This is a genomic window from Niabella beijingensis (assembly GCF_020034665.1).
GTDB lineage: Bacteria > Bacteroidota > Bacteroidia > Chitinophagales > Chitinophagaceae > Niabella > Niabella beijingensis.
On sequence record NZ_JAIQDI010000001.1, the window covers coordinates 3221384 to 3246393 of the forward strand.

Annotated in this window: 19 protein-coding genes; 14 read left to right on the forward strand and 5 right to left on the reverse strand. The window is 46.4% G+C overall.

Annotation, left to right across the window (positions count from 1 at the left end):
• Positions 1–34 precede the first annotated feature (34 nt).
• The 11 genes from K7B07_RS13445 (at position 35) to K7B07_RS13495 (ending at position 16726) form a co-directional block, all read left to right on the forward strand.
• On the forward strand, positions 35–1621 hold the full coding sequence (locus tag K7B07_RS13445) for a beta-N-acetylhexosaminidase (RefSeq protein WP_223710420.1): 1587 nt from the start codon (positions 35–37) through the stop codon (positions 1619–1621).
• Positions 1622–1668: 47 nt separating this feature from the next.
• A complete protein-coding gene (locus K7B07_RS13450; RefSeq protein ID WP_223710422.1) occupies positions 1669–3672 on the forward strand; it encodes a glycoside hydrolase family 71/99 protein in 2004 nt (667 codons plus the stop codon).
• A gap of 30 nt (positions 3673–3702) precedes the next feature.
• Positions 3703–5565 carry a beta-L-arabinofuranosidase domain-containing protein gene (locus K7B07_RS13455; RefSeq protein ID WP_223710423.1) on the forward strand — a complete coding sequence of 621 codons (1863 nt, stop codon included), beginning with the start codon at positions 3703–3705 and terminating at the stop codon, positions 5563–5565.
• 46 nt (positions 5566–5611) lie between these two features.
• A complete protein-coding gene (locus tag K7B07_RS13460) occupies positions 5612–6799 on the forward strand; it encodes a glycosyltransferase WbsX family protein (RefSeq protein ID WP_223710425.1) in 1188 nt (395 codons plus the stop codon).
• 49 nt (positions 6800–6848) lie between these two features.
• On the forward strand, positions 6849–8648 hold the full coding sequence (locus tag K7B07_RS13465; protein ID WP_223710427.1) for a hypothetical protein: 1800 nt from the start codon (positions 6849–6851) through the stop codon (positions 8646–8648).
• A gap of 41 nt (positions 8649–8689) precedes the next feature.
• The gene (locus tag K7B07_RS13470; RefSeq protein ID WP_223710428.1) at positions 8690–10462 is read left to right on the forward strand and encodes an alpha-L-rhamnosidase-related protein; all 1773 of its coding nucleotides are present in this window, start codon (positions 8690–8692) and stop codon (positions 10460–10462) included.
• Between the two features lie 401 nt (positions 10463–10863).
• Entirely contained in the window at positions 10864–11739 is an 876-nt protein-coding gene (locus tag K7B07_RS13475; protein ID WP_223710430.1) for a hypothetical protein, read from the forward strand.
• Between the two features lie 10 nt (positions 11740–11749).
• Positions 11750–12718, forward strand: coding sequence for an MBL fold metallo-hydrolase (locus tag K7B07_RS13480; RefSeq protein ID WP_223710432.1), 969 nt, complete (start codon positions 11750–11752; stop codon positions 12716–12718).
• Positions 12719–13035: 317 nt separating this feature from the next.
• Positions 13036–14481 (forward strand): glycoside hydrolase family 30 protein, encoded by a 1446-nt coding sequence (locus tag K7B07_RS13485; protein ID WP_223710434.1) that lies wholly within the window; start codon positions 13036–13038, stop codon positions 14479–14481.
• A gap of 233 nt (positions 14482–14714) precedes the next feature.
• Positions 14715–15359 carry a TetR/AcrR family transcriptional regulator gene (locus K7B07_RS13490; RefSeq protein WP_223710436.1) on the forward strand — a complete coding sequence of 215 codons (645 nt, stop codon included), beginning with the start codon at positions 14715–14717 and terminating at the stop codon, positions 15357–15359.
• A gap of 95 nt (positions 15360–15454) precedes the next feature.
• Positions 15455–16726, forward strand: coding sequence for an aminotransferase class I/II-fold pyridoxal phosphate-dependent enzyme (locus tag K7B07_RS13495; RefSeq protein WP_223710438.1), 1272 nt, complete (start codon positions 15455–15457; stop codon positions 16724–16726).
• A 772-nt stretch (positions 16727–17498) separates the two neighbouring features.
• On the opposite strand, the gene K7B07_RS13500 is transcribed toward K7B07_RS13495, so the two are convergent.
• The 5 genes from K7B07_RS13500 to K7B07_RS13520 all read right to left on the reverse strand — a co-directional run bounded on the left by K7B07_RS13500 (position 17499) and on the right by K7B07_RS13520 (position 20501).
• On the reverse strand, positions 17499–18026 hold the full coding sequence (locus tag K7B07_RS13500; protein WP_223710440.1) for an SHOCT domain-containing protein: 528 nt from the start codon (positions 18024–18026) through the stop codon (positions 17499–17501).
• A 202-nt stretch (positions 18027–18228) separates the two neighbouring features.
• Positions 18229–18657: a lipocalin-like domain-containing protein gene (locus K7B07_RS13505; protein WP_223710442.1), complete on the reverse strand. Its 429-nt coding sequence runs from the start codon at positions 18655–18657 to the stop codon at positions 18229–18231.
• Between the two features lie 72 nt (positions 18658–18729).
• Positions 18730–19188 (reverse strand): lipocalin-like domain-containing protein, encoded by a 459-nt coding sequence (locus tag K7B07_RS13510; protein WP_223710444.1) that lies wholly within the window; start codon positions 19186–19188, stop codon positions 18730–18732.
• A 47-nt stretch (positions 19189–19235) separates the two neighbouring features.
• Complete coding sequence (locus K7B07_RS13515; RefSeq protein ID WP_223710446.1) at positions 19236–19694, reverse strand: hypothetical protein; 459 nt, start codon at positions 19692–19694, stop codon at positions 19236–19238.
• Positions 19695–19838: 144 nt separating this feature from the next.
• Positions 19839–20501 (reverse strand): hypothetical protein, encoded by a 663-nt coding sequence (locus tag K7B07_RS13520; protein ID WP_223710448.1) that lies wholly within the window; start codon positions 20499–20501, stop codon positions 19839–19841.
• Between the two features lie 374 nt (positions 20502–20875).
• Between K7B07_RS13520 and K7B07_RS13525 the strand changes: the two genes are divergently transcribed.
• The 3 genes from K7B07_RS13525 to K7B07_RS13535 all read left to right on the forward strand — a co-directional run bounded on the left by K7B07_RS13525 (position 20876) and on the right by K7B07_RS13535 (position 24855).
• Positions 20876–22807 carry a sensor histidine kinase gene (locus K7B07_RS13525; RefSeq protein ID WP_223710450.1) on the forward strand — a complete coding sequence of 644 codons (1932 nt, stop codon included), beginning with the start codon at positions 20876–20878 and terminating at the stop codon, positions 22805–22807.
• Complete coding sequence (locus K7B07_RS13530; RefSeq protein WP_223710452.1) at positions 22794–23429, forward strand: response regulator; 636 nt, start codon at positions 22794–22796, stop codon at positions 23427–23429. The genes K7B07_RS13525 and K7B07_RS13530 overlap by 14 nt, the downstream gene beginning before the upstream one ends.
• A 613-nt stretch (positions 23430–24042) precedes the next feature.
• On the forward strand, positions 24043–24855 hold the full coding sequence (locus K7B07_RS13535) for a hypothetical protein (RefSeq protein WP_223710454.1): 813 nt from the start codon (positions 24043–24045) through the stop codon (positions 24853–24855).
• The last annotated feature ends 155 nt before the right edge of the window (positions 24856–25010 follow it).

Consider the following 25010-nt stretch of genomic DNA (forward strand, 5'->3'; position numbering starts at 1 on the left):
CGTTGTATCTATTGATCATCACAATAATTTAAACATGTCTTATTTCCGTTTTTTAAAACCAGGCTTTCTGCAACTGCTGTTGCTCTGTATTCCCTTCACGGCTGCTGTACAGGAACTTTCTGTTATACCCCAACCGGCAGCTGCTACGGTAACAAATACTGCTACGGTACTGCCCGCAAAAATGTTCCGGAATATCTATACCAATGCCGGGCTGGGCAGATCATACATCCTGTCCGTATTCGGGGAATTGGGTATAGCCGCGGGCTTTACAAACGAAAAGAAAAATGCCGGGATCGAACTGCTCCTGGATACAAAACAAAAAGGTAAAAAAGGCGGGTACATGCTGGACCTGGCGGCTTCCGTAAAAAATAAGATCACGATAACTGCCAATACAACCGAAGGACTTTTAAACGGCCTGCAAACACTGCGTCAGCTGATCGGCCGCGATGGCAGCAGCATCCATGCCCCCGGATGCCGGGTATCCGACACCCCGGAATTTTCCTGGCGGGCCTTTATGCTGGACGAAAGCCGGCATTTTCATGGTATGGCAACCGTAAAAAAACTGCTGGATGAAATGGCCCGTCTTAAGATGAATATCTTTCACTGGCACCTGGTAGATGATCCGGGCTGGCGGATCGAGATCAGAAAATACCCGCTGCTGACAACGATCGGCTCCAAACGCGATCATTCACATACCAATCTTTCCTGGCAGCAATGGGATAGCTTATTCCCTGGCAGAAAGATGTTTTATACGCAGGCAGAACTGAAGGAAATGGTACGCTATGCCGCCGACCGCGGTATCCGGATCATCCCCGAGATCGAAGTGCCGGGGCATGCCTCCGCTTCCATCTACGCCTATCCCTGGCTGGGTTCCAGCAGCAGCAAGGAAAAAAAGCTGGTTTATGGGGATCTGTACAATATTACCGACCCCAGGGTGGAAGGGTTCATTCATGATGTGCTGGATGAGGTGCTGGCCATCTTCCCTTCAAAAATAATTCACATCGGAGGTGATGAAGCAAACTATACCCACTGGAAGAACCGGGAAGATATTACCGCCTTTATGAAAAAGCATGATATCCCTACACACTCCGACCTGCAGGTATGGGCCATTAACCGGCTCTCACGGTACCTGGCAGGCAAAGGAGCAAAGATGATCGGATGGAATGAAATTACCGGCGATAACATCCGGCTGGAAGCGCATGTGAAGGCAAGTGAAAAAGAAAAACTGGCACCGGGCACGATCGTGCAGTTCTGGGATGGTGAAGTAAGCCTGGTCAATAAGGCCATTCATAATGGTTTTGATGTGGTCAATTCCGACAGGCATTACACATACCTCGATTACAGTTATGAAACCACACCGCTGGAAAAAGCCTATGCCTTCAACCCGGTTCCGGAAGGACTTTCTGGCACCGATACGGAAAAGATACTGGGCCTGGGTTGTCAGATGTGGGGAGAAGCCATCCCGGATACCAACCGGTTGTATTACCAGGTCTTCCCGAGAATCGCTGCTATGGCGGAATGCGCATGGACGGCTCCCGCCCGGAAAGATTATTCCGGCTTTACCGAACGGTTAAAAAAAATGGAAACGATCTGGAAAAGCTATGGATACTGGAAGCTGTAGCCTTACCGCAGAAGAGGATACCAATTGATCGCATTGAAAAAATAAAAATGATGAAACTCTGTTTATTCCTGTTCCTTTTGTTTTTGATCCGTACAACACTGATGGCGCAAAGCACTGCACCTGCTGCAAAACAGGAAGCAGAGTACAGGGATCTTTTTTCGGATACCTGGGTGGCGACGGATGCTTTGGGACGTACGATGCCGGATGCCCGGACAGCAGGCCCGGTTAAAAAAGACAAACGCCGTGTTGTGGGTATCTTTTATATCACCTGGCACAGCGACAACCTGGCGGATCTTAAAAGCCCTTACTCGGGAGACGTAACAAAGGTACTGACTGCAAACCCCGAAGCCCGTTTGGATGCGAAACATCCGGCTTGGAAGGAGGGCTCCTTCCATTGGGGAGAACCGGAAATGGGCTACTTCCTGAGTAAGGATGAGTATGTGATCCGTAAGGATATGTCGATGCTGGCCGATGCGGGTGTGGATGTACTGATCATGGATGTTACAAATGCCGTTCGGTACTGGAGTGAATGGGATACGGTCTTTACCGTGATGCAGAAAATGAAAAAGGAAGGAAATAAGGTGCCGGAATTCTGTTTCTGGGCGTTTAACGGACCGGTGATCACGGTTGTGCAGGATCTGTATGATAAGATCTATAAGGAAAATAAATACAACGATCTTTGGTTCTACTGGGAGGGAAAACCACTGCTGCTGTATAACGGCGACCCGGGAGTGGATGCTAACGGGAAAGGCGTGAACAACCCGAACCCGCACTATGACAGTGCTGCTGTTACGGATAAGAACCATCCGCATTACGGCGATCCGGACTACACATCAAAATTTTATAAAGACTATACAAAAGATATAAAAAAGTTTTTTACACTGCGTACGATGTGGTGGGGATATTATAAATGGGCCGGCCGCCGTTTTGTAGGAACGGAGGACAACTGGAGCTTTGGATATGATATGGGCAATAAGCACGTAAAGATTATGCCTCCTGACAGTTTGCTGTCGCTGCATAACGGAAGACGCGAGGAAGCTGCCGTTACGCCGGCTCAGCATCCGATGTCGCTGGTAGGCAAGTCCTGGTCGAGAAAGACCGGTGAGCCGGAATTGAATGCGTACGACCTTCCGGACTCGGCCTATGTGCCCTGGCTGAAGAAAAAAGTGGCACACCCAGAAGGTTATGGCATCTATTTCCAGGAGCGATGGGAAGAAGCGCTGAAATCGGATCCGGAGTTCCTGTACCTGAATGACTGGAATGAATGGACGGCAGGTAAATACCAGCCGGAAGCGGGCAAAACATTCCAGTTTATGCGCCGGGATAACCCGTTCTTTTTTGTGGATCAGTATAATTCCGAATTTAACCGGACGATGCAGCCGATGAAAGGCGGCTATACGGATAACTATTACATGCAGATGGCGCAGAACATCCGCCGGTATACCGGGGTACGGTCCATACCCGAACTCAAGGGATTTACACCGGTGAAAATTGACGGCCGGTTTGACGACTGGGAAAGAATGACCGCAGAATACCGGGATACAAAAGGCGATGTATTCCATCGCAGTCATAAAGGATACGGGGGCACTTTTTATACGGACAGCTCCGGGCGCAACGACATTGTCGCCTGCAAAGTAGCGGTAGATAAGAAAAATATTTTCTTTTACGCAGCAGCGGCTGATGCACTCAGCCCTTCTTCCGGCAATAACTGGATGTTGCTGCTTATCGATGCAGATAACAACGCTGCAACCGGCTGGCATGGTTATGATTTCCTGATCAATAAGAAGGTAAAAGATGATCAGACCACCACGCTGATGCGTTACGATTCCGGAGTATGGAAAGAGCAGGCGCAGCTGCAATACCGCAGCAATGGTAATGCGCTGGAACTGGCCGTACCCCGCCGGTTGCTGGGACTTACCGGTAACGCATTCGTAATGGATTACCACTGGAGTGACAATGCAACGGATACGGAGGAGCTGATCACATTATGTACGACCGGTGATAACGCACCCAACCGGCGGTTTAATTATCGTTGTATCTGGAAAAAATAATTTCCGGTATGCGGCTAAAAACAGGAATATATGATTGTTAAAAGGATAACGCAGTGGTTACTGGTCTGTGTTTTGTGTGCCGTGGGCAGCAGGGCTCCGGCGCAGGTAGCGGATGTATACGAGCCGCTACCACCGGGGGCGGTAAAGCTGGAAGGGTACCTGCAACAATATATAACGCATTCCATCGCCAGCTGGAACAAAGGTGTGGTACCTTACGACAGTCTGGCCCTGCTGTTCAGGAACGGCCGGGCTTTTTTTGCCCAGGGAGAAATGTGGGGAAAGGCAGTGAGGTCGGGCTGTATGTTTTACCGGTACAACCGCGACCCGGGACTAAAAAAAATACTAAAGCAAACGGTTGCGGACCTGCTTTCCTATACACGGGAAAACGGAAGTATCAGTTGCTCCGCTCCGGCACAGCAGCCGGATGGGCCTGGTGGGGATATCTGGGAACGGAAATATGTGATGCTGGCACTGGAGGGATATTATACCGATGTGGAGGCAGACCCGGCCGTGCTGAAGGCCCTGGTCCGTCAGGCGGATGTGCTGCTGACACAGATCGGCCCCCCGCCTAAAGCCCGGATCACCGACCTGGGATGGAGCCCGAACCACATCGAATCCAGTACCATACTGGAGCCGTTGATGCGGCTTTACCGGCTCACCGGTTATCAGCGCTACCTGGATTTCTGCCGGTATATCGTAGAGACGGAAGGTGGGGCCAAAGGAGAAAATATCATCGGATCCGCCTTGCTGGGAAAAGATCCTGCGCGGATCGGCGGCGTTTATCCAAAAGCCTATGAGATGCTGTCCCTGTTTGAAGGCGTGGTGGAATATTACCGGGCAACAAAGCAGGAGAAATGGCGCACTGCTGTCATGAACCTCTTTGAAAAAGTAAAAGAAAAAGAGATCACCATCATCGGTAATGGCGGGGGTGATCAGCCCTATCATCCGGCTGTACTGGGAGAGGCCTGGGATTATACCGCACTGGAGCAGACCAATCCCGATATACAGCGAATGATGGAAACCTGCGTCGGTGTTACCTGGCTGAAACTCTGTTCACAGATCTTCCGGCTGACTGGTGATGCCAGTGCAATGGACCGGATCGAGCAATACGCCTACAACGGTCTGCTGGGTGCAATGAAACCGGAAGGCGACGGGTTCAGCTATGTAAATTTACTCAACGGTGTAAAGACCAACAGGACCGGCTGGGGAGGGATGATCAGCAATGTATACGTTACCTGCTGTAATTTAAACGGCCCCATGGGACTGGCCTACCTTCCTTATATCGCCGTGATGCGATCCGCTTCCGGACCTGTGGTAAATCTTTTCAATGCAGCAGCCGCTTCCATGATGTTACCTTCGGGAAACCGTCTGCAATTACAGATCCGGTCGGCCTTTCCGCAGAACGGAATGGTCCGTATCCGCGTGCATACCACTAAAAAAGAGGCGGTTCCTGTTAAGATAAGGATCCCTTCCTGGAGTGAAAGAACCCGGGTGACGGTAAATGGAACGACCTACAAGGCTGTTCCGGGAACTTACCTGGAGATCAAAAGGAACTGGAATAATGATGATGAGATCCTGATGCAGCTGGACATGCGATGCCGGATTCTGGAGGCGCCCCGGGGCAGTAACCGCAAGGGAGATCATTTTATGGCGCTGCGTGCCGGACCGGTGGTACTGGCGAGAGATGAAAACCTGGATCCCCATTACAATGAGCCGGTAACCCTTGTTCATAAGAATGGTGTTGTAGCGGCAAAAACAGTAAACGCTGCAGGAACGCATTACCAGATAATAATGGAAGTGCCTACAGCCAAAGGTGCTGTGAAGATGGTGGATTATGCATCCGTTAACAACTGGAACGGTACACATATCTGTACCTGGATCCCTGACAAATGAATACAGGTGCGGCCACAGTGGATTCGAACGTTTAAACAAGAAGAAAATGAATGTAAAAAAGATGATCGGGTATTTGCTGCTTTGTTTGATTGCGGGGTCAGCAGCTCCCGTTGGGGTATCGGCACAGCAATATGATGTAGCGGCATTTTACTGGCCGGCCTATCATTATGAGCCGCGGATCGGTTTTCTTTTTCCGGATAAAAAGGGTGAATGGGAAATTATTTATAACGCAAAACCAAAGGAGGAGGGACATGCCCAGCCAAAGGTTCCCTTATGGGGCTACAAAGATGAGGCGGCTCCGCGGGTGATGAAGAAAAAGATCAAAACGGCGCTGGCACATGGAGTGAACACGTTCATATTCGACTGGTACTGGTATGAAGGTCAGCCGTTCCTGGAGCGCTGTCTTAACGATGGTTTTTTAAAGGCCAATAAGGGCCGGATGAAATTTTACCTGATGTGGGCCAATCATGATGCAACAAGCTACTGGGATGCACGGAATCCCCGGAAAGATTCAGTGATCTGGAAAGGCGGCGTTAACAGGACGGAGTTTGATAAGATCACCGACCGGGTGATTGAACGTTATTTTAAACAGCCGTCTTACTATAAGATCAATGGTGAACCCGTGTTCTGCATCTATGAGCTGCAGACCCTGATCGACGGACTGGGCGGGCCCGGAGCAACAAAGGCGGCCCTTGATGATTTCAGAAAGAAGACCAAAGCCGCAGGATTTCCGGGATTGCATCTTCAGGGTATTTTATGGTCGGCCCTACCGGCTTCCCTGAGCGGCGTACCGGGAGATAAGATACAAACGCAGGACAAGGTGCTGGAGTACTTCGGCTTCAGCAGCATCACCAATTACTGCTGGGCGCACCTGCAGCCGCCTTCAGGCGATTATGAAAAGTGGGCGGATGCTTCCACTGCGATGTGGAGTGGTTTCGACCGCGATTTTTCGATGCCGTATATCCCGAATGTGACCATCGGATGGGATCCCAATCCGCGCTATCCCTTCAAAGCAGGCTATATCACCAACCCGGCTCCTGAAAAATTCGCGACCTATGTTGAAAAGGCAAAGGCGTATGTGGACGGGCACCCGCAACAGCCGCGGCTGATCACCGTCAATGCCTGGAATGAATGGTCCGAAGGCAGTTACCTCGAACCCGATACCGTACATAAACTGGAATACCTTGACGTAATAAAGCGCACATTCCATAATAAAAGGTCTTCCCGGAAATAAAAAATATTCAATGCCGCTGCTTCAAATGAATTATAAAATGAATAGCTTTTTGATCAGATTTTATATGATCTGCCTTATTGCAGGATTACTTTTTCTGTCGCAGCCTGTTTTTGCGCAGCTGCTTACCCCTTATCATGCATCGCTGACAGCAACAGATGCGCTCGGAAGAAGGCTGCCGGATCATGAAGCCGCAGGTACTTCACGGAAGGATAAATTTGTAGGCCTTTTCTACTGGACCTGGCATACACGGCAGGGCAGGGACAATCCGCCCTTTAATGTAACGGAATACCTTGACCGTGACCCGAAGGCCATTGATGACTATAAAAATCCCATCTGGCCCAAACGCAACAGCCCCTGGTTCTGGGGCGAGCCCTTATTGGGGTATTACCTGGATACGGATGAATGGGTACTGCGGAAACATGCAGAAATGCTGGCAGATGCGGGCGTGGACGTGATCATTTTTGATTGCACGAATGGTAATATCACCTGGAAGGAATCCTACAGGAAGCTTTGTGAAGTATTTACCAGGGCCCGTAAGGAGGGCGTACATACACCCGGGATCGCTTTCATGCTGCCCTTCTGGCTGAACGACGGAGGAAAAGAAATACTGAGAGAACTCTATAACGACCTATATCAACCCGGTCTGTATAAAGACCTCTGGTTCCTGTGGAAGGGCAAGCCGCTGATCATGGCACTTCCGGAATTTGCAGATGATATAGCCGGGAGGCAGAATGATCCCGCACAACGGGTGGCCATGAAGAACTTCTTCACTTTCCGCCCCGGGCAACCGGTATACAATAAGGGGCCGGAACGGCCCGATCACTGGGGCTGGCTGGAAATATATCCGCAACACGGGTTTGCAAAGAACAGTAAGGGAGGGTTTGAACAGGTGACGGTAGGTGTGGCACAGAACTGGAGTAAAGAGCGGGGGCTGACGGCTATGAATGCTCCCGGTGCATTTGGCCGCAGCTATACCCACGCAAAAGGACAAATATCGGATACCGGTGCGGTAAATAATGGATACAATTTCCAGGAGCAATGGGAGCGGGCGCTGGAACTGGACCCCGAGTTCATTTTTATTACAGGCTGGAATGAATGGATCGCCGGCCGCTACGAGGTATGGCAGCAGCAAACAAATGCCTTCCCGGACGAATGCAACCAGGAAGGCAGCCGGGATATCGAACCGATGAAGGGCGGACACAGCGACAATTATTATTATCAGATGGTAGCCAATATTCGCCGCTTCAAAGGGCTGCCGGCGCCGGAGCCCGCTTCAGCACCGCGTTCCATACAGATCGACGGAACGTTCAGCGATTGGAATGATGTGACCCCGGCATTTCATTCCTATAAAGGCAATACAATGCACCGGAGTAGTCCGGGCTGGGGCAGCCTCTATTACCGGAACAACACCGGGCGCAATGATATTGTTTTGACCAGGGTTGCAAGAGACAACGACAATCTTTATTTTTATGTGGAAACAGCAGCAACGCTTACTCCCCGCACGGATCCGGGATGGATGCGCCTGTTTCTTGATATAGATAATGATAAGAACACGGGATGGGAAGGGTATGATTTTGTTGTGAACCGGCTGAACCCGGAGCGCCGGGCCCTGCTTGAAAAATCACCGGGCGGCTGGTACTGGCAAAAAACAGGTGAGCTGGAATATGCGGTTGCCGGTAATAAAATGGAACTCCGGATACCCAAATCACTGCTGGGAATTAAAGGAAAGACCGATCTTGGTTTTAAATGGAGCGATAACATGCAGCAGGAGGGCGTCATAACAGATTTTGTAATAAACGGAGATGTGGCCCCTGCCGGAAGATTTAATTTTCATTTTGCAGCGCCGTAGGCAGATCAAAAATGGAGCAGACTAAGAATAAAATGAACCGGATGAAGAAGTATGTAACTGACAGGACATTGTTGTTAATGACCTTACTGGTATCAGTGGGGGGCAATGCACAGTTGCCTCCCGTGTTTGAAGCGGCGCGGATAAAAACTGCGGTGGCCGCAGAAACCGTGCAGCGTTATCTGGCGCCTGTTAAGATCCTTTGGCGTTCGGAACAGGCCGGCACGGGGATCGTTAATGCAGAACGGCTGCTGCAGCAGGGAAACGGCCAGGCCGATCTGTCCAATAAGAATATGTGTATATTAAAAAGCGATGGCAATAACCGCCCGGCCCTGCTGCTGGATTTCGGCAGGGAACTGCACGGAGGTGTACAGATCGTTACTGGGATGCACCCCTCCGGTAAACCGGTTCGTATACGCCTGCGTTTCGGCGAATCCGCGAGTGAGGCAATGAGTGATATCGAACCGGAAAAAAATGCAACAAATGACCATGCCATACGCGATGAAGTGCTGCTGGTTCCCTGGCTGGGAAAGCTGGAGACCGGTAATACCGGCTTCCGTTTTGTGCGCATCGACCTGGTGGATGCGGATACCGAATTACAGTTAAAGGAGGTACGGGCCATCTTCACCTTCCGGGATATTCCCTGGAAGGGATTCTTTAACTGCAGCGATACCCTGCTCAACCGGATCTGGATGACCGGAGCCTATACCGTGCAGCTGAATATGCAGGATTACCTCTGGGACGGCATCAAACGCGACCGGCTGGTATGGGTAGGTGATATGCACCCCGAAATAGCCACCATCAGCACCGTGTTCGGCTACAACGAGGTAGTGCCGAAAAGCCTGGATCTTTCACGGGACATCACCCCCCTGCCTTCATGGATGAATGGTATCAGTACCTATTCCATGTGGTGGATCATCATACACCGGGACTGGTATTATCACACCGGCGATCTTAACTATCTGAAGCAACAGAAAAGCTACCTGCTTCCTTTGCTGGATCATATCATCAGTAAGATCGGCAATGACAATAAAGAACAGCTGGATGGCACCCGTTTCCTGGACTGGCCTTCCAGCGAAAATAAAAAGGGCGTGGATGCCGGGCTGCAGGCCATGATGATATGGGCGCTTAAAGATGGGGCTGATCTTTGCCGCATATTGGAGGAACCAACGGCCGCAGCGCGTTGTGAAATCGCACTGGCGCGTTTGAGGAAAAATGTACCGGACCTCAACGGATCAAAACAGGCGGCGGCACTAATGGCGCTTACCGGGCTTCTTCCTGCACAAAAGGCAAATGATGAAGTGCTGGCAGTGAATGGGGCCAAAGGCTTTTCTACATTTTATGGCTATTACATGCTGCAGGCCATGGCCAAGGCCGGTAATTATCAGGGAGCGCTGGATGCGATCCGCAGTTTCTGGGGCGCCATGCTGAATCTGGGCGCTACCACTTTCTGGGAGGATTTTAATCTGGACTGGCTACCCGGTGCATCGCGGATCGACCAACTGCCCCGGTCCGGCGAGAAAGACATACACGGCGACTATGGGGCGTACTGTTATATCGGGTTCCGGCACAGCCTCTGCCACGGCTGGGCCTCCGGTCCCACTCCCTGGCTTACACAACATGTATTGGGGATCACCGTGGCAGCACCGGGCTGTAAGGTGATAAGGGTAGTACCGCACCTGGGCGATCTCCGGTTTGCAGAAGGCAGCTTTCCCACTCCTTACGGGCCCGTAAAGGTAAAACATGTAAAACAACATGATGGCAGGATCCGATCATCCATAACAGCACCTCCGCAGGTCAGGATCATCCGCCAGTAAATCAACCGGCAAAACGATTTCTACCGTAAAACCGGGCAGGCAATTTCTCCCGGATCTTTAATTTTTACAATTCTTGTCCGTTTATCTGTAACTAAAACCCGGCAGGGGGACAGATTTTTGCAAGACTATAACAGCGGAACTTAATCTGTATTAAGTTGTGTTTGGTTTACAGCAGACAACTTTGCGGCTGTCAGCTGCTGTGTCAACTGCATCGCTGAAAAGCGGCTGGCATGGGGCATCTTATTCTAAAAAGGCAAATGCAAAACGGATCAGTTTCCCTTCAGCAGCATGTACACTGGTAATGGTATTGTTACGCTCTTTATGCAGATCTGTATAGAGAATCCTTGTCTAATGCCGCTGACCTTCACAAATCGGTTTTATGAATCTTTAAATTTTTGTTGATGAAAAATAAACAAATGAACCTGACTGTAATTTCGGTGGTGCTGATCGCACTCTTATTATGTGCGTATGCATTTGCTCATGGATTTGGTATGTTATCGGATGATGAAGCCCGGCTGCTGGGATACCAGAACGTGGTTTCTAAAGAGCCAAATGAAATTATTTCGTCCGGTGTAATGCTTTCTTTCCGGATAGTGGGCCTCTTGTTTATTATTAGCGGTATCCTGTTCCTGGCGTCTTTTGCAAACAGAGAGTTTCGGAACATAAGTAATGCAGCAGTATTAAAATGGGCCTTGTTTTCGGTCATCCTGGCGGGTACGGTATATGGTGGTATCATGCGGGTGGTTTCCAATCAGCAAGGGGCAGCGTTACTGTTCTTTTTTACCATGCTGTTGTTTTTAATACTGGGTATCGTGGAAGGAAAACCGGCCGGTACCCATACCTTTTTTTCTTCGATAAAGCTGCTGCCTGTTTACGCTGTGTTGCTGTACACAATGGGAATACCCGGTTGGGCTAAAATATTCGGCGGCCGGCAGGCCATTGACCGGTATGTAAACATGTTTAAAGACAGCTTTGTAGCCGGACTACCCGGTGGAACGACACTGATTATTTATCTGTTGGGTGTTTTGGAACTGGCTGTGCCACTGCTGCTGATCATCAGCCTGCTGAAAGGAGAGTTCCGGAAATCCGGGCCTAAGCCCTGGCTCAACTATGCACTGGTATTGAGCATTTTTACCTTTACCATACTTTGTTTTGGACTGGCCATATTGTTCAATTTCGGCGGCTCTACAAACCTTGTATTTTATCCGATATTTACACTGCTGGTGCTGGTGTATTTAAACCCGGCGCAGGACCAGCCGGCTTCCGACAATATTTAAACGATTACCCATGAACCGGAATTATTTACTGTTGCCCGTTCTTTTTTGTATGATGATGGCCCGGGGAAATGCTTTTGGCCAGCAGGACCCCCATTTAAAAGGCGCAGACTATGTAGACCACGCTCTATATATGAACCGGGAAGTACTACCCGATGTGTTTGGCAGGCCGGATCCCGGCCTTGAAAAAACACTCACACAGGTGAAAGGGAATTTGTACCGGCATACCAATGGAACCTTACCGGCTTTACACAGTGGCCTGGTACTGGTTACAAAAGAGGGCGCTATTGTTATAGATCCGGCGTTGACCCAGGCCGCCATCTGGCTGAATGAAGAAATCCGAAAGCGGTTCAACGTGCCGGTAAAATACGTGATCCTAACCCATGCACATTATGATCATGCCGGTGGCTCGCAGGTATTGCAGCAGGCCGGTGCTAAGGTGATCGTTCAAAAGAACGGCCTGGAGCCGATCATCGGAGAAAAATTGCCGATAGCCGTTCCGGATATTGTTTTTGACAAACAGTTAACGATCAGCCTGGGCGGTGATACCGTTATTGTTAACCATATTGCTCCCAGCCATTCCAACAACATGTCGGTGGTGTTATTTCCAAAATATAAAGCACTGCAACTGACTGATGTGGGTGAGTCCAAAACAATGCCGTATAATGATTTCCTGGATTTCTATTACGACGGATGGATAGAAACGCTGGACTGGGCACTGCAACAGGATGTGGATTATATCGACGTGGGGCATTATACTCCCGCTACAAAAGAAGATATACGTAAAGAACGGGAATACATGCAGGACCTGCATCAGCAGGTATTAAACCTTGTAAGGGCGGGGCAGAGCTGGGACCAGCTTTACCGCAATGTGAAATTTTCAGACGAGGTAAAGAAATGGGGTGGCTTTGATGCCATGAGCAAGCTGAATGTACTGGGTATGTACCGTTGGGTGACCAATCACCGGCGTGGCGTATGGTAGACCGGATAATGGAACGCTATCAAAAATAAAAACGGATCGTTACCGCTTGCATTGTTATTGCGGATGATCTTTTTGTTTCTCCGGCTGCCCGTACTTTTCTTTTTGTGCGGCAGCGCATAAGCTACCGGCATCCGGATTACCGGGAGCAGGATGTTTCCGGATGTCCGGAACAAATTGTTGCTTTTTCTTTAGTTTAGCACTTGAGAATATTTTCAGCAGACAGATCGCTTGTAACAGGAATGGTTTCCGGGAACATCCGGACCCGCAGTCACTGCTTCGGTCATCGATTTCAGAAGAGTGCCATAAAATAAAACAGGATGCAACAAAAAAGAACACTTGCCGGTATCGGGCTGCTTGCTTTTATATCTGTTTACGCGCAATTCAGCAAACCCGGAAATTCCGGAGAAACGGTAAAACCCGGTCTGCCGCCGGCCCCGGATGCAGTATTAACGGTCTGGATCACCCGGGCGGATTCTTCGGTGCTCCTGAAAAAAAGCAATACCATAAACTTCAGCAGCGGTCGTACAGGGGGTATGGTTATAACGGTGGATAGCGCGCGTGCGTTCCAGGAGATCGACGGATTTGGATATACACTGACCGGCGGCAGCGCAATGCTCATCAACCGGATGGATGATGCAAAAAAAGAAACCCTGTTAAAAGAGTTGTTCGGAAGCGGCGAAAACAGTATAGGTATCAGCTATCTGCGGGTAAGCGTGGGTGCTTCCGACCTGGATTCCGCCGTTTTCAGTTATAATGACCTGCTTCCCGGGCAAACTGATATTGCACAGGAAAAATTCAGCATTGCGCCGGATAAGATAAACCTGATACCGGTGCTGAAGCAGATCCTTACTATCAATCCTGCCATTAAGATCCTGGCCTCGCCCTGGAGCCCGCCGGCCTGGATGAATGATAATGGTGCGACCAAGGGGGGAAGCCTTAAGCCGGAATACTATGCTTCTTACGCAAACTATTTGGTAAAGTACATCCAGGCCATGAAGGCAGAAGGGATTGCGATCGACGCACTGACACCACAAAACGAACCGCTGCATCCCGGGAATAATCCCAGTTTGCTGATGCTGGCAGAACAGCAGCGGGATTTTATAAAAGATCAGTTGGGACCGGCATTTAAAGCTGCCGGTATTCAAACAAAGATCGTCGTATATGATCACAACCTCGACCGGCCCGATTATCCCATCACCATCCTGAATGATCCGGAAGCAAAAAAATATATTGATGGCTCGGCCTTTCACCTGTATGCGGGAAATGTAAGTGCCCTGAACCAGGTACATACAGCGCATCCCGACAGGAACCTTTACTTTACCGAACAATGGACCGGATCTACAGGAAGTTTTAACGGCGACCTGAAATGGCATATTAAGAATGTGATCATTGGCACCATAAAGAACTGGAGCCGTATTGCGCTGGAATGGAACCTGGCCAGCGACCCGGGCTACAACCCCCACACACCGGGTGGTTGCACACAATGTAAAGGCGCACTGACCCTTGACGGAAATGGAGTGAACCGGAATGTGGCCTATTACATTATTGCGCATGCTTCAAAATTTGTACCCGCGGGGTCCCGAAGGATCTACAGCAGCGATGCCGCAGGGTTGTCCAATGTGGCATTTCTGACACCGGCAGGTAAAAAAGTAATGATTGTTCTGAACGAACAGAACGGCGAGCAGGTATTCCGGATCAGTTATTCCGGTAAAAATGCTGTCTGCATGCTGCCGGCAAATACCGTGGCCACCCTTGTTTGGTAAGCGGCTGTTGCACGGCGCGAAGTATTGGCCGTATGCCGGTGATACAGAGGATAATCGGCTGAGCAGCATGCTATATGATGCGTAACCGTAGTGCCATTCAGGCGATAGATTGCCTTACCGTTGCAGGCTGGTCCGGATCTTTAAGGTCATTGCAGGAGGATGGTTCTGATATAAAACTGTAAATTGCAGGGGCACTGATTTTTGATTTGGATGAATGATCGAAACATTTTGACATGGCAAGAAAAACTGGTCCCAGAGGCATTTATAACAAAGAGCGAACCAAGGAAAAACTGATAGCGGCCGTAGGCAGGATATTGGTTAAAGATGGTTTTCAAAGTATAAAGGTAAACAGGATTGAAGCCGAATCCGGTGTTTCAAAAAAACTGATCTATCTTTATTTTGATGGCCTGGACGGGTTGATCAATGCCTACCTGATGCAGACCGATTTCTGGAACCAGGAAAGGGAAAAGGCTGCGCAAAGTCCTCCGGCTGAAATAAAGCCGCTGGAAAAAGACATGATGTCTCAGCTATTTCGTGATGACTTCGAATATTTTGCCACCTCTGCCGAAATGCAAAAGATCATTCTTTGGGGAATCAGCGAAAAAAATAAGGCGATAAAGAAGATCGCGGATGTCCGCGAAGACTTCGGCGTACCGGTTTTTGAGGCATCGGACCTGGTGTTTAAAGACACCGACATCGATTTCAGGGCCGTAGCAGGTCTTTTTGTAGGAGCAATCTATTATATCGTGCTGCATGGAAAAATGATCGACAGTACCATATGCGGGATAGACCCGAATACGAAGGAAGGGCGGGAGCGGTTTATAAGGATGATCGACAAGCTCCTGGAATTATGTTACGGGCATAAGAAAGAACGCTGACCTTTATGCTGTGATCCGGAATGTTCCGGTTTAGGAGAAGGGCCGGCTCCTGAAACGAACCACTTTATTCTATATTTGGCCAAAAAATCTTCTGTATGCAGTCAGGGCATAATATTGATTTTGAAAAAGCCTCCTTTAAAGATTTCGAAACAATACCCCATTACGACATATTTCAGCGGGCAAAAGCCTTTGAACAGTTTACCGGTTTTATGGAAGACCGGCAGCAAATGAATTTCAGGTTTGTTACGGATGGGTGCGGACCGGAGGTGCTGGTACGATCCCTGTTTGCACCGGATCCTAAGTTATGCATCAGCCTGGTATCAAACGATTACCTGAATTTCACGCATCACCCGAAAGTGATTGATGCGGCTGTAAAAGGTATTCAGCGATACGGAACGGGTGCCGGTGCTTCGCCGCTGATCGGCGGCCATCATGAATACCATGTGGCGCTGGAAAATAAACTATCGGCATTTTTTGGACGCACGCAGGGATCAAGCATTGTTTTTACCACCGGTTACACAGCCAATAGTGCCACTTTGTTAGCATTGCTCAAAAAAGAAGACTGCGCCATTGTAGACAGGGCGGTACATGCAAGTGTATATGAAGGACTGCCGGGTACCAACATAAAAAAATTTCCTCACAACAGCCTGGTACACCTGGAACGTGCACTGGAGGAAGCCCGGTCCAGGTATGCTACCCGGCTGGTAATCGTGGATGGGGTGTACTCACAGGATGGGGATCTGGGTTTGCTGGACAGGATCCTTGAACTTACAAAAGCATATGGCGGGTACCTTATGGTGGATGATGCACATGGCATCGGTGTTGTAGGAGAAAACGGCCGGGGCTGTGCAGAGCTGTTCGGTGTGCTTGATAAGGTGGATATTTTATCCGGAACACTCAGCAAGGCCTTTGGACATATCGGCGGTTTCATCATTGCAAAACCGGAAATAATAAATTTTCTGAGGTACCAATCCCGGCAGCAGGTATTTTCTTCCACGTCGTCTCCGGCTTCTATGGGACTTCTAAAAGCGATCGACCTGATTGATGAGGAACCGCACTGGAGAACAACACTGGCGGAAAATGTGGACTATTATCAGAAAGGGCTCAGGGATCTGGGACTGGATATCGGTACTACCGCATCACCCATCGTTCCTGTTAAGATCGGTGATCCGCACAAGACTGCTGATGCAGCCCGCTTGCTTTTTGAAGCAGGTGTATATGCCAACTGTATTGTTTATCCGGGTGTGGCCCGTAAAGATGCCCGCATCCGGACAAGCCTTATGGCAACACATACCCGGGAACAGCTTGATAAGGTCCTGAACGCGTTTGAATTTGTTGACAAGAAATTAAAGATCACCAGGAGATAAGGAGCTGTCAGCAATCAGTGTCCGTTCCGTTCTTATGTCTCACATTTTACATTTTCATTTATCGTCATCCGGCTGGTCAAAAAGCGAGGAGTTATTTAAGCGAAAAAGTTAATCCTCCCATTTTGCTTTTTATACAAGACAAATGAGAAGATTAACTAACAAAAGCTTAATTACATCATTTATCCACAGATCTCAATCAGCAACCAGATGGGATCATGGAAAAGAGAGCTGATGTTTCAAGGTCAGATTCATTTTTTAAAAAGAATGATTGCAATTTTAATAGCTGTACTTTTTTTCAAAGTGATCAGGTAAAAAACTTGCAATACACAACGGCCGATCCGGAACAAAAATAGTAAACTCCCCATAAAATTCACTAAAAAGTGAAAAAAACGCCAATAAATTAATGAATTATTATAGAAAAAGTTACTGTTTATACCCGCTTTATTTCGGGTTTCCGGAAAATTTAGTTGGAGGATTCGGTAAAAGTTTAAAGAATAAGCACTACTTTAGTGCTGGTGTTTTTCATAGGTTAGCAACGGCCTGCTTTTTTTAAAGCCGGGCCTTTTTGTTTATGGAAGGGTATCATTATTTTGGAGGATCATTTTTTTAAGGTGCTGACCTGACCGGACTGCGCAGACAAAATTCCTGGTGTTGCCCATCTTACGAGCTTTTTATATCGCAGTTTTTCCTCTTTCCCGAATTTTCCGATGTGCACCTGTGAGAGCTGTCATGAGAAGCCGGGTGCGCTGTTACCAGGCGCAGTGTTTCGCAATTATTGACTGCTTAGGATTTTTTTCTTTTCCGCATCAAATTCTTTTTGGGTCAGCGTGCCATCATCGAGCAACTTTTTAAGTTCTTTCAACTGATCCGTTTTAGATGAGGAAGCGGGCGCCAACGGCTCGGCCGGATTATTAACCGCATATTGTTTAGGGGACCTTATTTCACCGGATTCGACCGCGTTGTCAATTTCAATCCAATAATTAGCGGCTCCTCCAAGACCAACAACCCCAATGGCTGTGTACCCCCCTTTTTCAGTTCCGGTGAGCGTGATTTTTTTAATGACGCCTCTTTTTGCCTCATTGGATTTTAGCGATATCCGGTCATTCATAGCATCATTTCCCGACTTAGGCCCTCCGAGCACGTTATACCAGCTTGTTTCAGATTCATAAACAAAAGCAAAATGTTTCGTAGGTAAGGTTCCTTTTCCAAAATAAACGGTATCGCCTGTTTTCCAGACCCATCCGTTATCAAGCCGGTACCCGCTTTTTGCTACTTCTTTCAGCGCTACTTTCGGCTTCATTTTTTCAAGCTCCGCTTTTGTTAATTGTGAATAACACAAAATGGGCAGGCAAAAAAACAGAAGTGATAGTAATTGGCTTCGTTTCATGTGTATAATTTTTTATTGATTTTAACTCTTATAAGCGGATTAAATAAACGATTTTCTGAATGAGAGGTGTGAGCCATTTCTTTGAATTCACCCCTTTTTAGCCAATCATCAGTTGTTACCTTATATATTCATCTTTAGCAGCCGGCAATGTTTCGTCCTCACTAATATATTGTATCACCAGTTTATTGTTTGAAATACTGATGACTTTATAGGCATAAGTCCGTTTTCCCCCGGTTAGGGTTATTTTTTTTGAAGCGGCATCGTATTGATAGCTCTTTTGGTCGGAAATGCTATGCCGGCAGGTATTATGTTCATTCTGATCACCATAGCTTTCCCCATGATAAGCACCGCCGGATGCAAATTCTATAAAAGATTTTTTACTGCAATCATTTGCCGCTTCCCGCACCTGTTTGCCATTATATTCATAGCTGCTTGCATTGTAATTCCATTTTCCAACAAGCAGCCCGGCAACATCGGTTTCTTTTTTGCATCCGGAAAAAATAAACACAAAACTTAAGGAGAGGAGTAATTTTTTAATCATCATATTTTTATAGTACTGGGTAAATAATCTCTTTTTTTGAATACATTAAGGCTCCGTTCAAGCATTCATCAATAGTTACCGTATATAGGTATATTCAAGTTCACCCGGGGGTAGGGTTCCGTCTTCATCAAGCTTCTGTAATACCAATTTACTCTTTGAAATACTGATTACCTTATAGTTTTCTTTCGATTTTCCTCCGGTTAGGATTAGTCTTTTTGAAGCGGCATCGTATTGATAGCTTTTTAGATCGGAAATGGATAACTGACAACCCGTATTTGGTACTTCATCACCATACGATTCCCGATGAAAAGTGCCTCCAGCTGCCAATTCCATAAATGACTTTTTAGTGCAATCAGTTGCCTCTTTTTGCTCCCGTTTGTCCACGCCCACTAAATAAGACCTTGCACTATAATTCCATTTGCCAATAAGCAGATCAGCAACATCGGCTTCTTTTTTGCATCCGAAAAAAATAAATACAAGGCTTAGGGAGAGGAGTGATTTTTTAATCATCATTGTATTGTTATAAATATTCATTTTTCAGTGTTTTTACATCAAAAGGATACTTCATTTTTTCCTTCTACTTACTTTGTACATACGTAAACATGTGGATCATCTACGCCATCGCCATTTACATCTCTTTCGTACAATTGTAATTCCAGTTGTGTTGCGGTAATGCTACGTACAAGATAAATACCCGTGGGACTATTTTCCCCATTGCTATCAAACCATGCAATTATTTTTTTTGCAGATACGTCATATTTATATCTGTTTGGGCCGAAACCCGTAGATTCACATTTTTTATTTATTTGTGCATACCCTGCATCTTTTAACACACCTCCGGATAAAAATTCCTTATAACTTTTTTTTTCGCAGGTGTTGCCCTCCTCCCGTTTCAATTCTTTTCCATCCTTGCCGGAATAAATTACTAACCGTGCATAATACCATTTTCCCAAAAGTTGATTACTAACTCCTTTATCTTTTTTGCATCCAAAAAAAATAAACATAAAGCTTAGTGGGAGTAATAATTTTTTAATCATCATTGTATTTTTACAGGCGTTATAATTAGATGATTGCTGCTTTTTAAATAACCACCCTGTCTTTGCAGCACCCGTTCGCGTACTTCTTCAGCCAAACGTTGATCGTATCTGTGCATTTGCGGCGCTTTCTGAATTTGTGCATCCGCCTTACTGGCCAATGGTAACCGCTTTAAAATAATCGACCATGAGTATTGTTTTTGGATGCGCGGCAACACCTACCTGATCCAATAGATTTCCCTTTTTGGAAGGCATGCTATGCACTTCTTTTCCATTGATGTAGAAATGCCATGTTCCCTGGATATTTTCAATGCGCAGTTTATTGAAGGCCTCTTTTTTTATAACATTATTTTCCGTCCAGTTCACATAATTTACGTAAGGCTTGTTATAACCATTAGGATACCCGCCAATTACGAATTGCCCATTGTGGGAAATATAAAAGTAAGACATACCGGTTATGCTAGAACCGCTTCCTTGCAGGTTCCAGATCAACCCACCATTACCCCAGGTATCTCCCCCGATTGTAGAAACTTTGACCGAGGCCTCAATTGCAGATCTTTGAACGTTTTTTTCAAATAAACTTTTTAGCCATACATTCCATTCCACCCCTTGGGTGCTTAGTGCATAATAACCACCCTCTATCATAAGTATAGTGCCGTTCGACCTGGTTCCCGTTGGCCAGAACCCGTCATTGGAACTGAAATCAGTACTATAAACGGTCTGTTCTTTTTCGCCGACGCCATCTTTTTTACAGGACTGGAATGATAAAATACCTGAAACAAAGAGTAACAAAAACAACTGATTTTTTTTCATGATTTACTGGTTATTGATTGTTTTAATAAATGAAAAAAGATGTATAGTATCCAATTGAGCACTCAGCAAAAACACCCCGAGAGCCGGAAAAAAACTAACCGGATCTGCTCCTGTGTGATTTAGAAATGATGACTTTGTAATAAACATTCCTTCTGTTTCTTTTTAGAAGCTCATTTTTGAGATCGATGAAAATCCGGTGCTAAATTCTCATCAATTACAGGAAAAAACAATCGGAGAAAACCTTCATTTTTTATATCCATGAAAACCGGTAGAAACGGCTAAGGGTTTTTAGGTATTGTATGTGTTGGGAATAAGTGCGAACTTTAACGCGGAGGAGTTTATAGCGTATTGTAATCAACCACGACCCATTCCCCATGAACAAAAAAAAACAGTATATATCGATCATCTTTTTACTTGTTGCTCATTGCATCATAGCACAAAACAGGCAGGAAATAGACAGTTTAAAGAGCCTGCTGCAACGCACACCCAGCGACACGGGCAGGGCCATGATCCTTTACGAGCTGTCAGATAAAACAAAAGGAACCGATACCGCTGCCAGTTATGGCTATATCAGACAGGGAATACAGCTGAGCAAAAAAGATCCCTATTATCTGGGCGTTGGGTATTTTTATTTGGGGAGAATATATACCAATAATGACCCTGACAAAGGAGCGGCAATAACAAACCAATCGCTTTCTTTTCTTGAAAAAGTGCATACACCGGCGTCCTATGCATACCAAAGCCGCGCATGGGGCATCAAAGCCATAGCCATCCAAATAAAGGGCGATGAAGAAGCCTATGCGGATCTGGTACAAAACAAAGTGATACCCCTGGCAGCAAAAGCCGGCGACAGCCTGCGTGTGGCGTATGCATACACTCATTTAACAAATGCGTTTATGAACACCAGCAATTGGGATAAAGCTATTTTATATGCGCAAAAATCTGTCGCTATTTACCAGCGCCATCAACCCCTCAATTTGCAACAGACAAATAATTTTGCAAACCTTGCAAAAATACAATTGTTAAAAAAGGCGCCAGCCGCCAACGCAAAAGTTTTTTTAGACAGCGCTTTCAGCATTATGGATCAAAACCCGGACGCCATTACATACGAACCATACTATTATGCCATAGCCGCACAATATTATATTTACAACCATCAGCAAGAACAGGCCGATCAATGCATTAATAAAGGCATTTCGGCAGCGCAAAAAATAAATAGCCGCACAGATATACGCTCTTTATTGTATCAAAAAGCGCGGCTGTACAGGCAGCAGAACAATAAAAAAGCCGAAAAAGAGGTGCTGCTTACGCTGGTTAATGGAGGCTATATGACCACCGTGGGAGACAGAAAACTGGCGTATCGTGGTTTGGCAACTACTGAAGCCGGTCTTAACAATATGGGCGCTGCTTATAAATGGCTGAGTGAATACGCCCGGCTTTCGGATAGCCTGAGCAGCGCGACCGAAAAACGACAAATAGCCGAACTGGAAGCAAAATACAATTTTGTGCAAAAAGAAAAGGATTTGCTTGTTGCCAATAATAAAACGAAGCGGCAAAAAATGCTTACCTGGATAAGTCTGGCAGGTCTGCTGCTGGCATTGTTCCTTTTTTTATACCTGAACAGAATACGTAAATACAAGGCTGCGCAGCAATTACACTCCTTAAAACAGGAGCAGGAAATTGCGCTTACACAGGCGCTGCTGGAAGGTGAGGAAAAAGAGCGTATGCGCATGGCCCGGGACTTGCACGACGGACTGGGCGGCATGCTGGCCGGCGTAAAAATAAACCTGACCAATGTACTGGAAGATGAGCCGTCAAAGGAAATAAACAGAGTGATTTTGCAATTAGACAATTCGGTAACCGAGTTGCGGCGCATAGCCCGCAATATGATGCCCGAAGCCCTGTTGCGCTCCGGGCTGGAAACAGCATTAACCGATCTTTGTCAATCGATATCGGGTGAAAAACTATCTGTTGAGCATAGTTTTATGAACATTAGCACCCGCATCTCCCAGCAGGAGCAAACCATTATTTACCGCATTGTACAGGAGCTGCTTACCAATGTGGTACGGCATGCCGCCGCCACAGAAGCCTTTGTACAATGCAGCCAAAATAGAAATCTTTTTTCTATTACGGTAGAAGATAATGGTCGTGGTATGGCGGAAGCAAATAAAGCAGGCAACCGGGGCATTGGGCTGGATAATATACGCAGCCGTGTAGAATTTTTAAAAGGAAAAATCGAGTTGCAATCCACGCCCGGTAAGGGAACCATTATAAATATTGAATTAGTGTTAAATGAAAAAGAATAAAATATCAGTAGGCGTGGTAGAAGATCATTCCATCATTGCCGAAGGGCTCAGCACCATCATCAGCAGTAGCAAAGAGCTAAAGCTCGCGGGTGTATTTTTTACAGCAGAAGAAGCATGGGCCTTTTTACAGAAACACAGTGTGGACCTGCTGTTGCTGGACATTAGCCTGCCACAAATGTCGGGTATTGAATTATGCAGCAGTATAAAACAACAACAACCGCATATAAAAATAATCGCGCTCACCAATCATACCGAAAAAAGTGTGATACAGGAAATGCTGGAAAACGGCGCCGATGGTTACCTGCTCAAAAACACCTCCAAACAGGATCTGCTCACCGCCGTGTGCCAGGTAATGGACAACCGGTTTATTTTGCCCGCCGATTTGCAAAAAATAGTTTTTGCGCCCACCCCGCCGGCCGAAAAAGCAGTACCCCGCCTCACCACCCGCGAAAAAGAAATATTGCAGCTGGTCAGTCGTGGTACCACCACCAGTTCAATTGCGGCACAACTATTCATCAGCCCGCAAACTGTTGAAACGCACCGGCGCAACCTCATGCAAAAATTTGAAGTCAATAACTCAGCGGCACTGATTCGGAAGGCAACAGAAAAAGGATTGTTGTGAAAGATGCAATCAGACAGAAATTACTTTACTCACCCTAACAATAGTCTATCGATTTGCATATTATCGTAACAGGCACTAAAAATCTGAGCGTTTACATTTATTGTAGTAGTCATTATTAAATTCGACTAAATATGTTATTATCAATTAAACCCATTTGCCCAAAAAGCAAGACAAGAAAAGATGGCACCGCTCTAATCTTTCTTCAGTATCGCTGAATAGAAAATCCACTTTACTGAACACCGAAATTGCAATCCCTTCCCAATACTGGCATCGCAAATATACACGGATCCAGTCAGAACTCGCCGCAGGGTCCGCTTCATCAAATAACGAATATGAAGGATTAATGAAAATAGTAGCGTACGTAATATTTGTTTTAGCTAAAAAGGTGGATCAATGTTCAGAAATTCTCTCTCTGTTTTATCTGGATGTCGAAGCAATTGACGCTGTTTCGTTTTCTATATTTGGCTATATTCTGATTTGCATCTATTAAATCATTGGGTCAAACATTATCCAATGATAGTTGTCTCAAATTAAAATAAAAGCTCATTCTTATAAGCCTGGCGGTGTAACATTCCAGACATTCAGGCGTGTAGTAAATAGGAAAATTTCTACAATGAGATGCGTTATAACTTTGATCGCTCTGATTTTCCCGGCTTACCTTTTTAGCCAGGAACTTACTATTATTGGTAATACCCACTTTGCGTCAGAAAGCTTTAATGCAGACACCCTTTCCACTATTCTTGAAAAGGTAAAGCCTGATATTATCCTTCTTGAGCTGGATAGCGGTCTATTTTCAAAAACATTTGATGAAAAATTCAGACTAAAATACAAATCGAAAGAAAATGAACCGGTTGCTACAGCTAGATATATTGAACTACATCCCTTAACTATTGCCTCTCATTTTGATTACGAAAACCGGGATACTTATCGCCTGCAGCACGGGATTAAACAATCACAAAATTTAGCCGGGAAGCTGCTGGATAGTTTATATCGAAATAAACTTTTGAGAAAAAGACAAACTAAAATTGTAAAAAAATACTATTCGCTTACAGACGAATTGAATGCTTATATTGACAGACCAGCCTTTAACTTTAATAGTTTTGAGCTCGACAAGCTAGCAAAAAGAAAACAGTTTTACCAACACCACAAAATCAGAAAAGTTATAAATCAAAGGAATGAATTCTCAAAACTTCTTGTAACAACCAGTTTGGGGACAAAAGCGAGTTTACAAAACGCTTATAGCAGCCTGTCACAGTTTTGGGATTTGCGAAATAAAACTATGGCAAAAAATATCGCCGCAATTGTTAAACAAAATCCGGGGAAACGAATCGTCGTATTGACCGGCTTCTCCCACCGATACTTTCTAAAGCGGGAAATACACCGCCACTATAAGCACATAAAGCTGCGTGAGTTTTACGAATATTAACAGACAACAGGCCGCCATTATTTTAAATAAAATATAGTAATCTACTTTTTATTTGCTGCCGGGTTCCTTAAGTAACTCCTCAACTGCTGCCACAATTCTTTAATACGAAAGGTTTTAACAATAAAAACATCGGTATCGGTACCGGCTATACCATT

Coding starts and splice junctions, on each gene's coding strand:
- K7B07_RS13445 (WP_223710420.1), top strand. CDS start 35: ATGTCTTATTTCCGTTTTTTAAAACCAGGCTTTCTGCAACTGCTGTTG.
- K7B07_RS13450 (WP_223710422.1), top strand. CDS start 1,669: ATGATGAAACTCTGTTTATTCCTGTTCCTTTTGTTTTTGATCCGTACA.
- K7B07_RS13455 (WP_223710423.1), top strand. CDS start 3,703: ATGATTGTTAAAAGGATAACGCAGTGGTTACTGGTCTGTGTTTTGTGT.
- K7B07_RS13460 (WP_223710425.1), top strand. CDS start 5,612: ATGAATGTAAAAAAGATGATCGGGTATTTGCTGCTTTGTTTGATTGCG.
- K7B07_RS13470 (WP_223710428.1), top strand. CDS start 8,690: ATGAAGAAGTATGTAACTGACAGGACATTGTTGTTAATGACCTTACTG.
- K7B07_RS13475 (WP_223710430.1), top strand. CDS start 10,864: ATGAAAAATAAACAAATGAACCTGACTGTAATTTCGGTGGTGCTGATC.
- K7B07_RS13480 (WP_223710432.1), top strand. CDS start 11,750: ATGAACCGGAATTATTTACTGTTGCCCGTTCTTTTTTGTATGATGATG.
- K7B07_RS13485 (WP_223710434.1), top strand. CDS start 13,036: ATGCAACAAAAAAGAACACTTGCCGGTATCGGGCTGCTTGCTTTTATA.
- K7B07_RS13490 (WP_223710436.1), top strand. CDS start 14,715: ATGGCAAGAAAAACTGGTCCCAGAGGCATTTATAACAAAGAGCGAACC.
- K7B07_RS13495 (WP_223710438.1), top strand. CDS start 15,455: ATGCAGTCAGGGCATAATATTGATTTTGAAAAAGCCTCCTTTAAAGAT.
- K7B07_RS13500 (WP_223710440.1), bottom strand. CDS start 18,026: ATGAAGCCGAAAGTAGCGCTGAAAGAAGTAGCAAAAAGCGGGTACCGG.
- K7B07_RS13505 (WP_223710442.1), bottom strand. CDS start 18,657: ATGATGATTAAAAAATTACTCCTCTCCTTAAGTTTTGTGTTTATTTTT.
- K7B07_RS13510 (WP_223710444.1), bottom strand. CDS start 19,188: ATGAATATTTATAACAATACAATGATGATTAAAAAATCACTCCTCTCC.
- K7B07_RS13515 (WP_223710446.1), bottom strand. CDS start 19,694: ATGATGATTAAAAAATTATTACTCCCACTAAGCTTTATGTTTATTTTT.
- K7B07_RS13520 (WP_223710448.1), bottom strand. CDS start 20,501: ATGAAAAAAAATCAGTTGTTTTTGTTACTCTTTGTTTCAGGTATTTTA.
- K7B07_RS13525 (WP_223710450.1), top strand. CDS start 20,876: ATGAACAAAAAAAAACAGTATATATCGATCATCTTTTTACTTGTTGCT.
- K7B07_RS13530 (WP_223710452.1), top strand. CDS start 22,794: ATGAAAAAGAATAAAATATCAGTAGGCGTGGTAGAAGATCATTCCATC.
- K7B07_RS13535 (WP_223710454.1), top strand. CDS start 24,043: ATGAGATGCGTTATAACTTTGATCGCTCTGATTTTCCCGGCTTACCTT.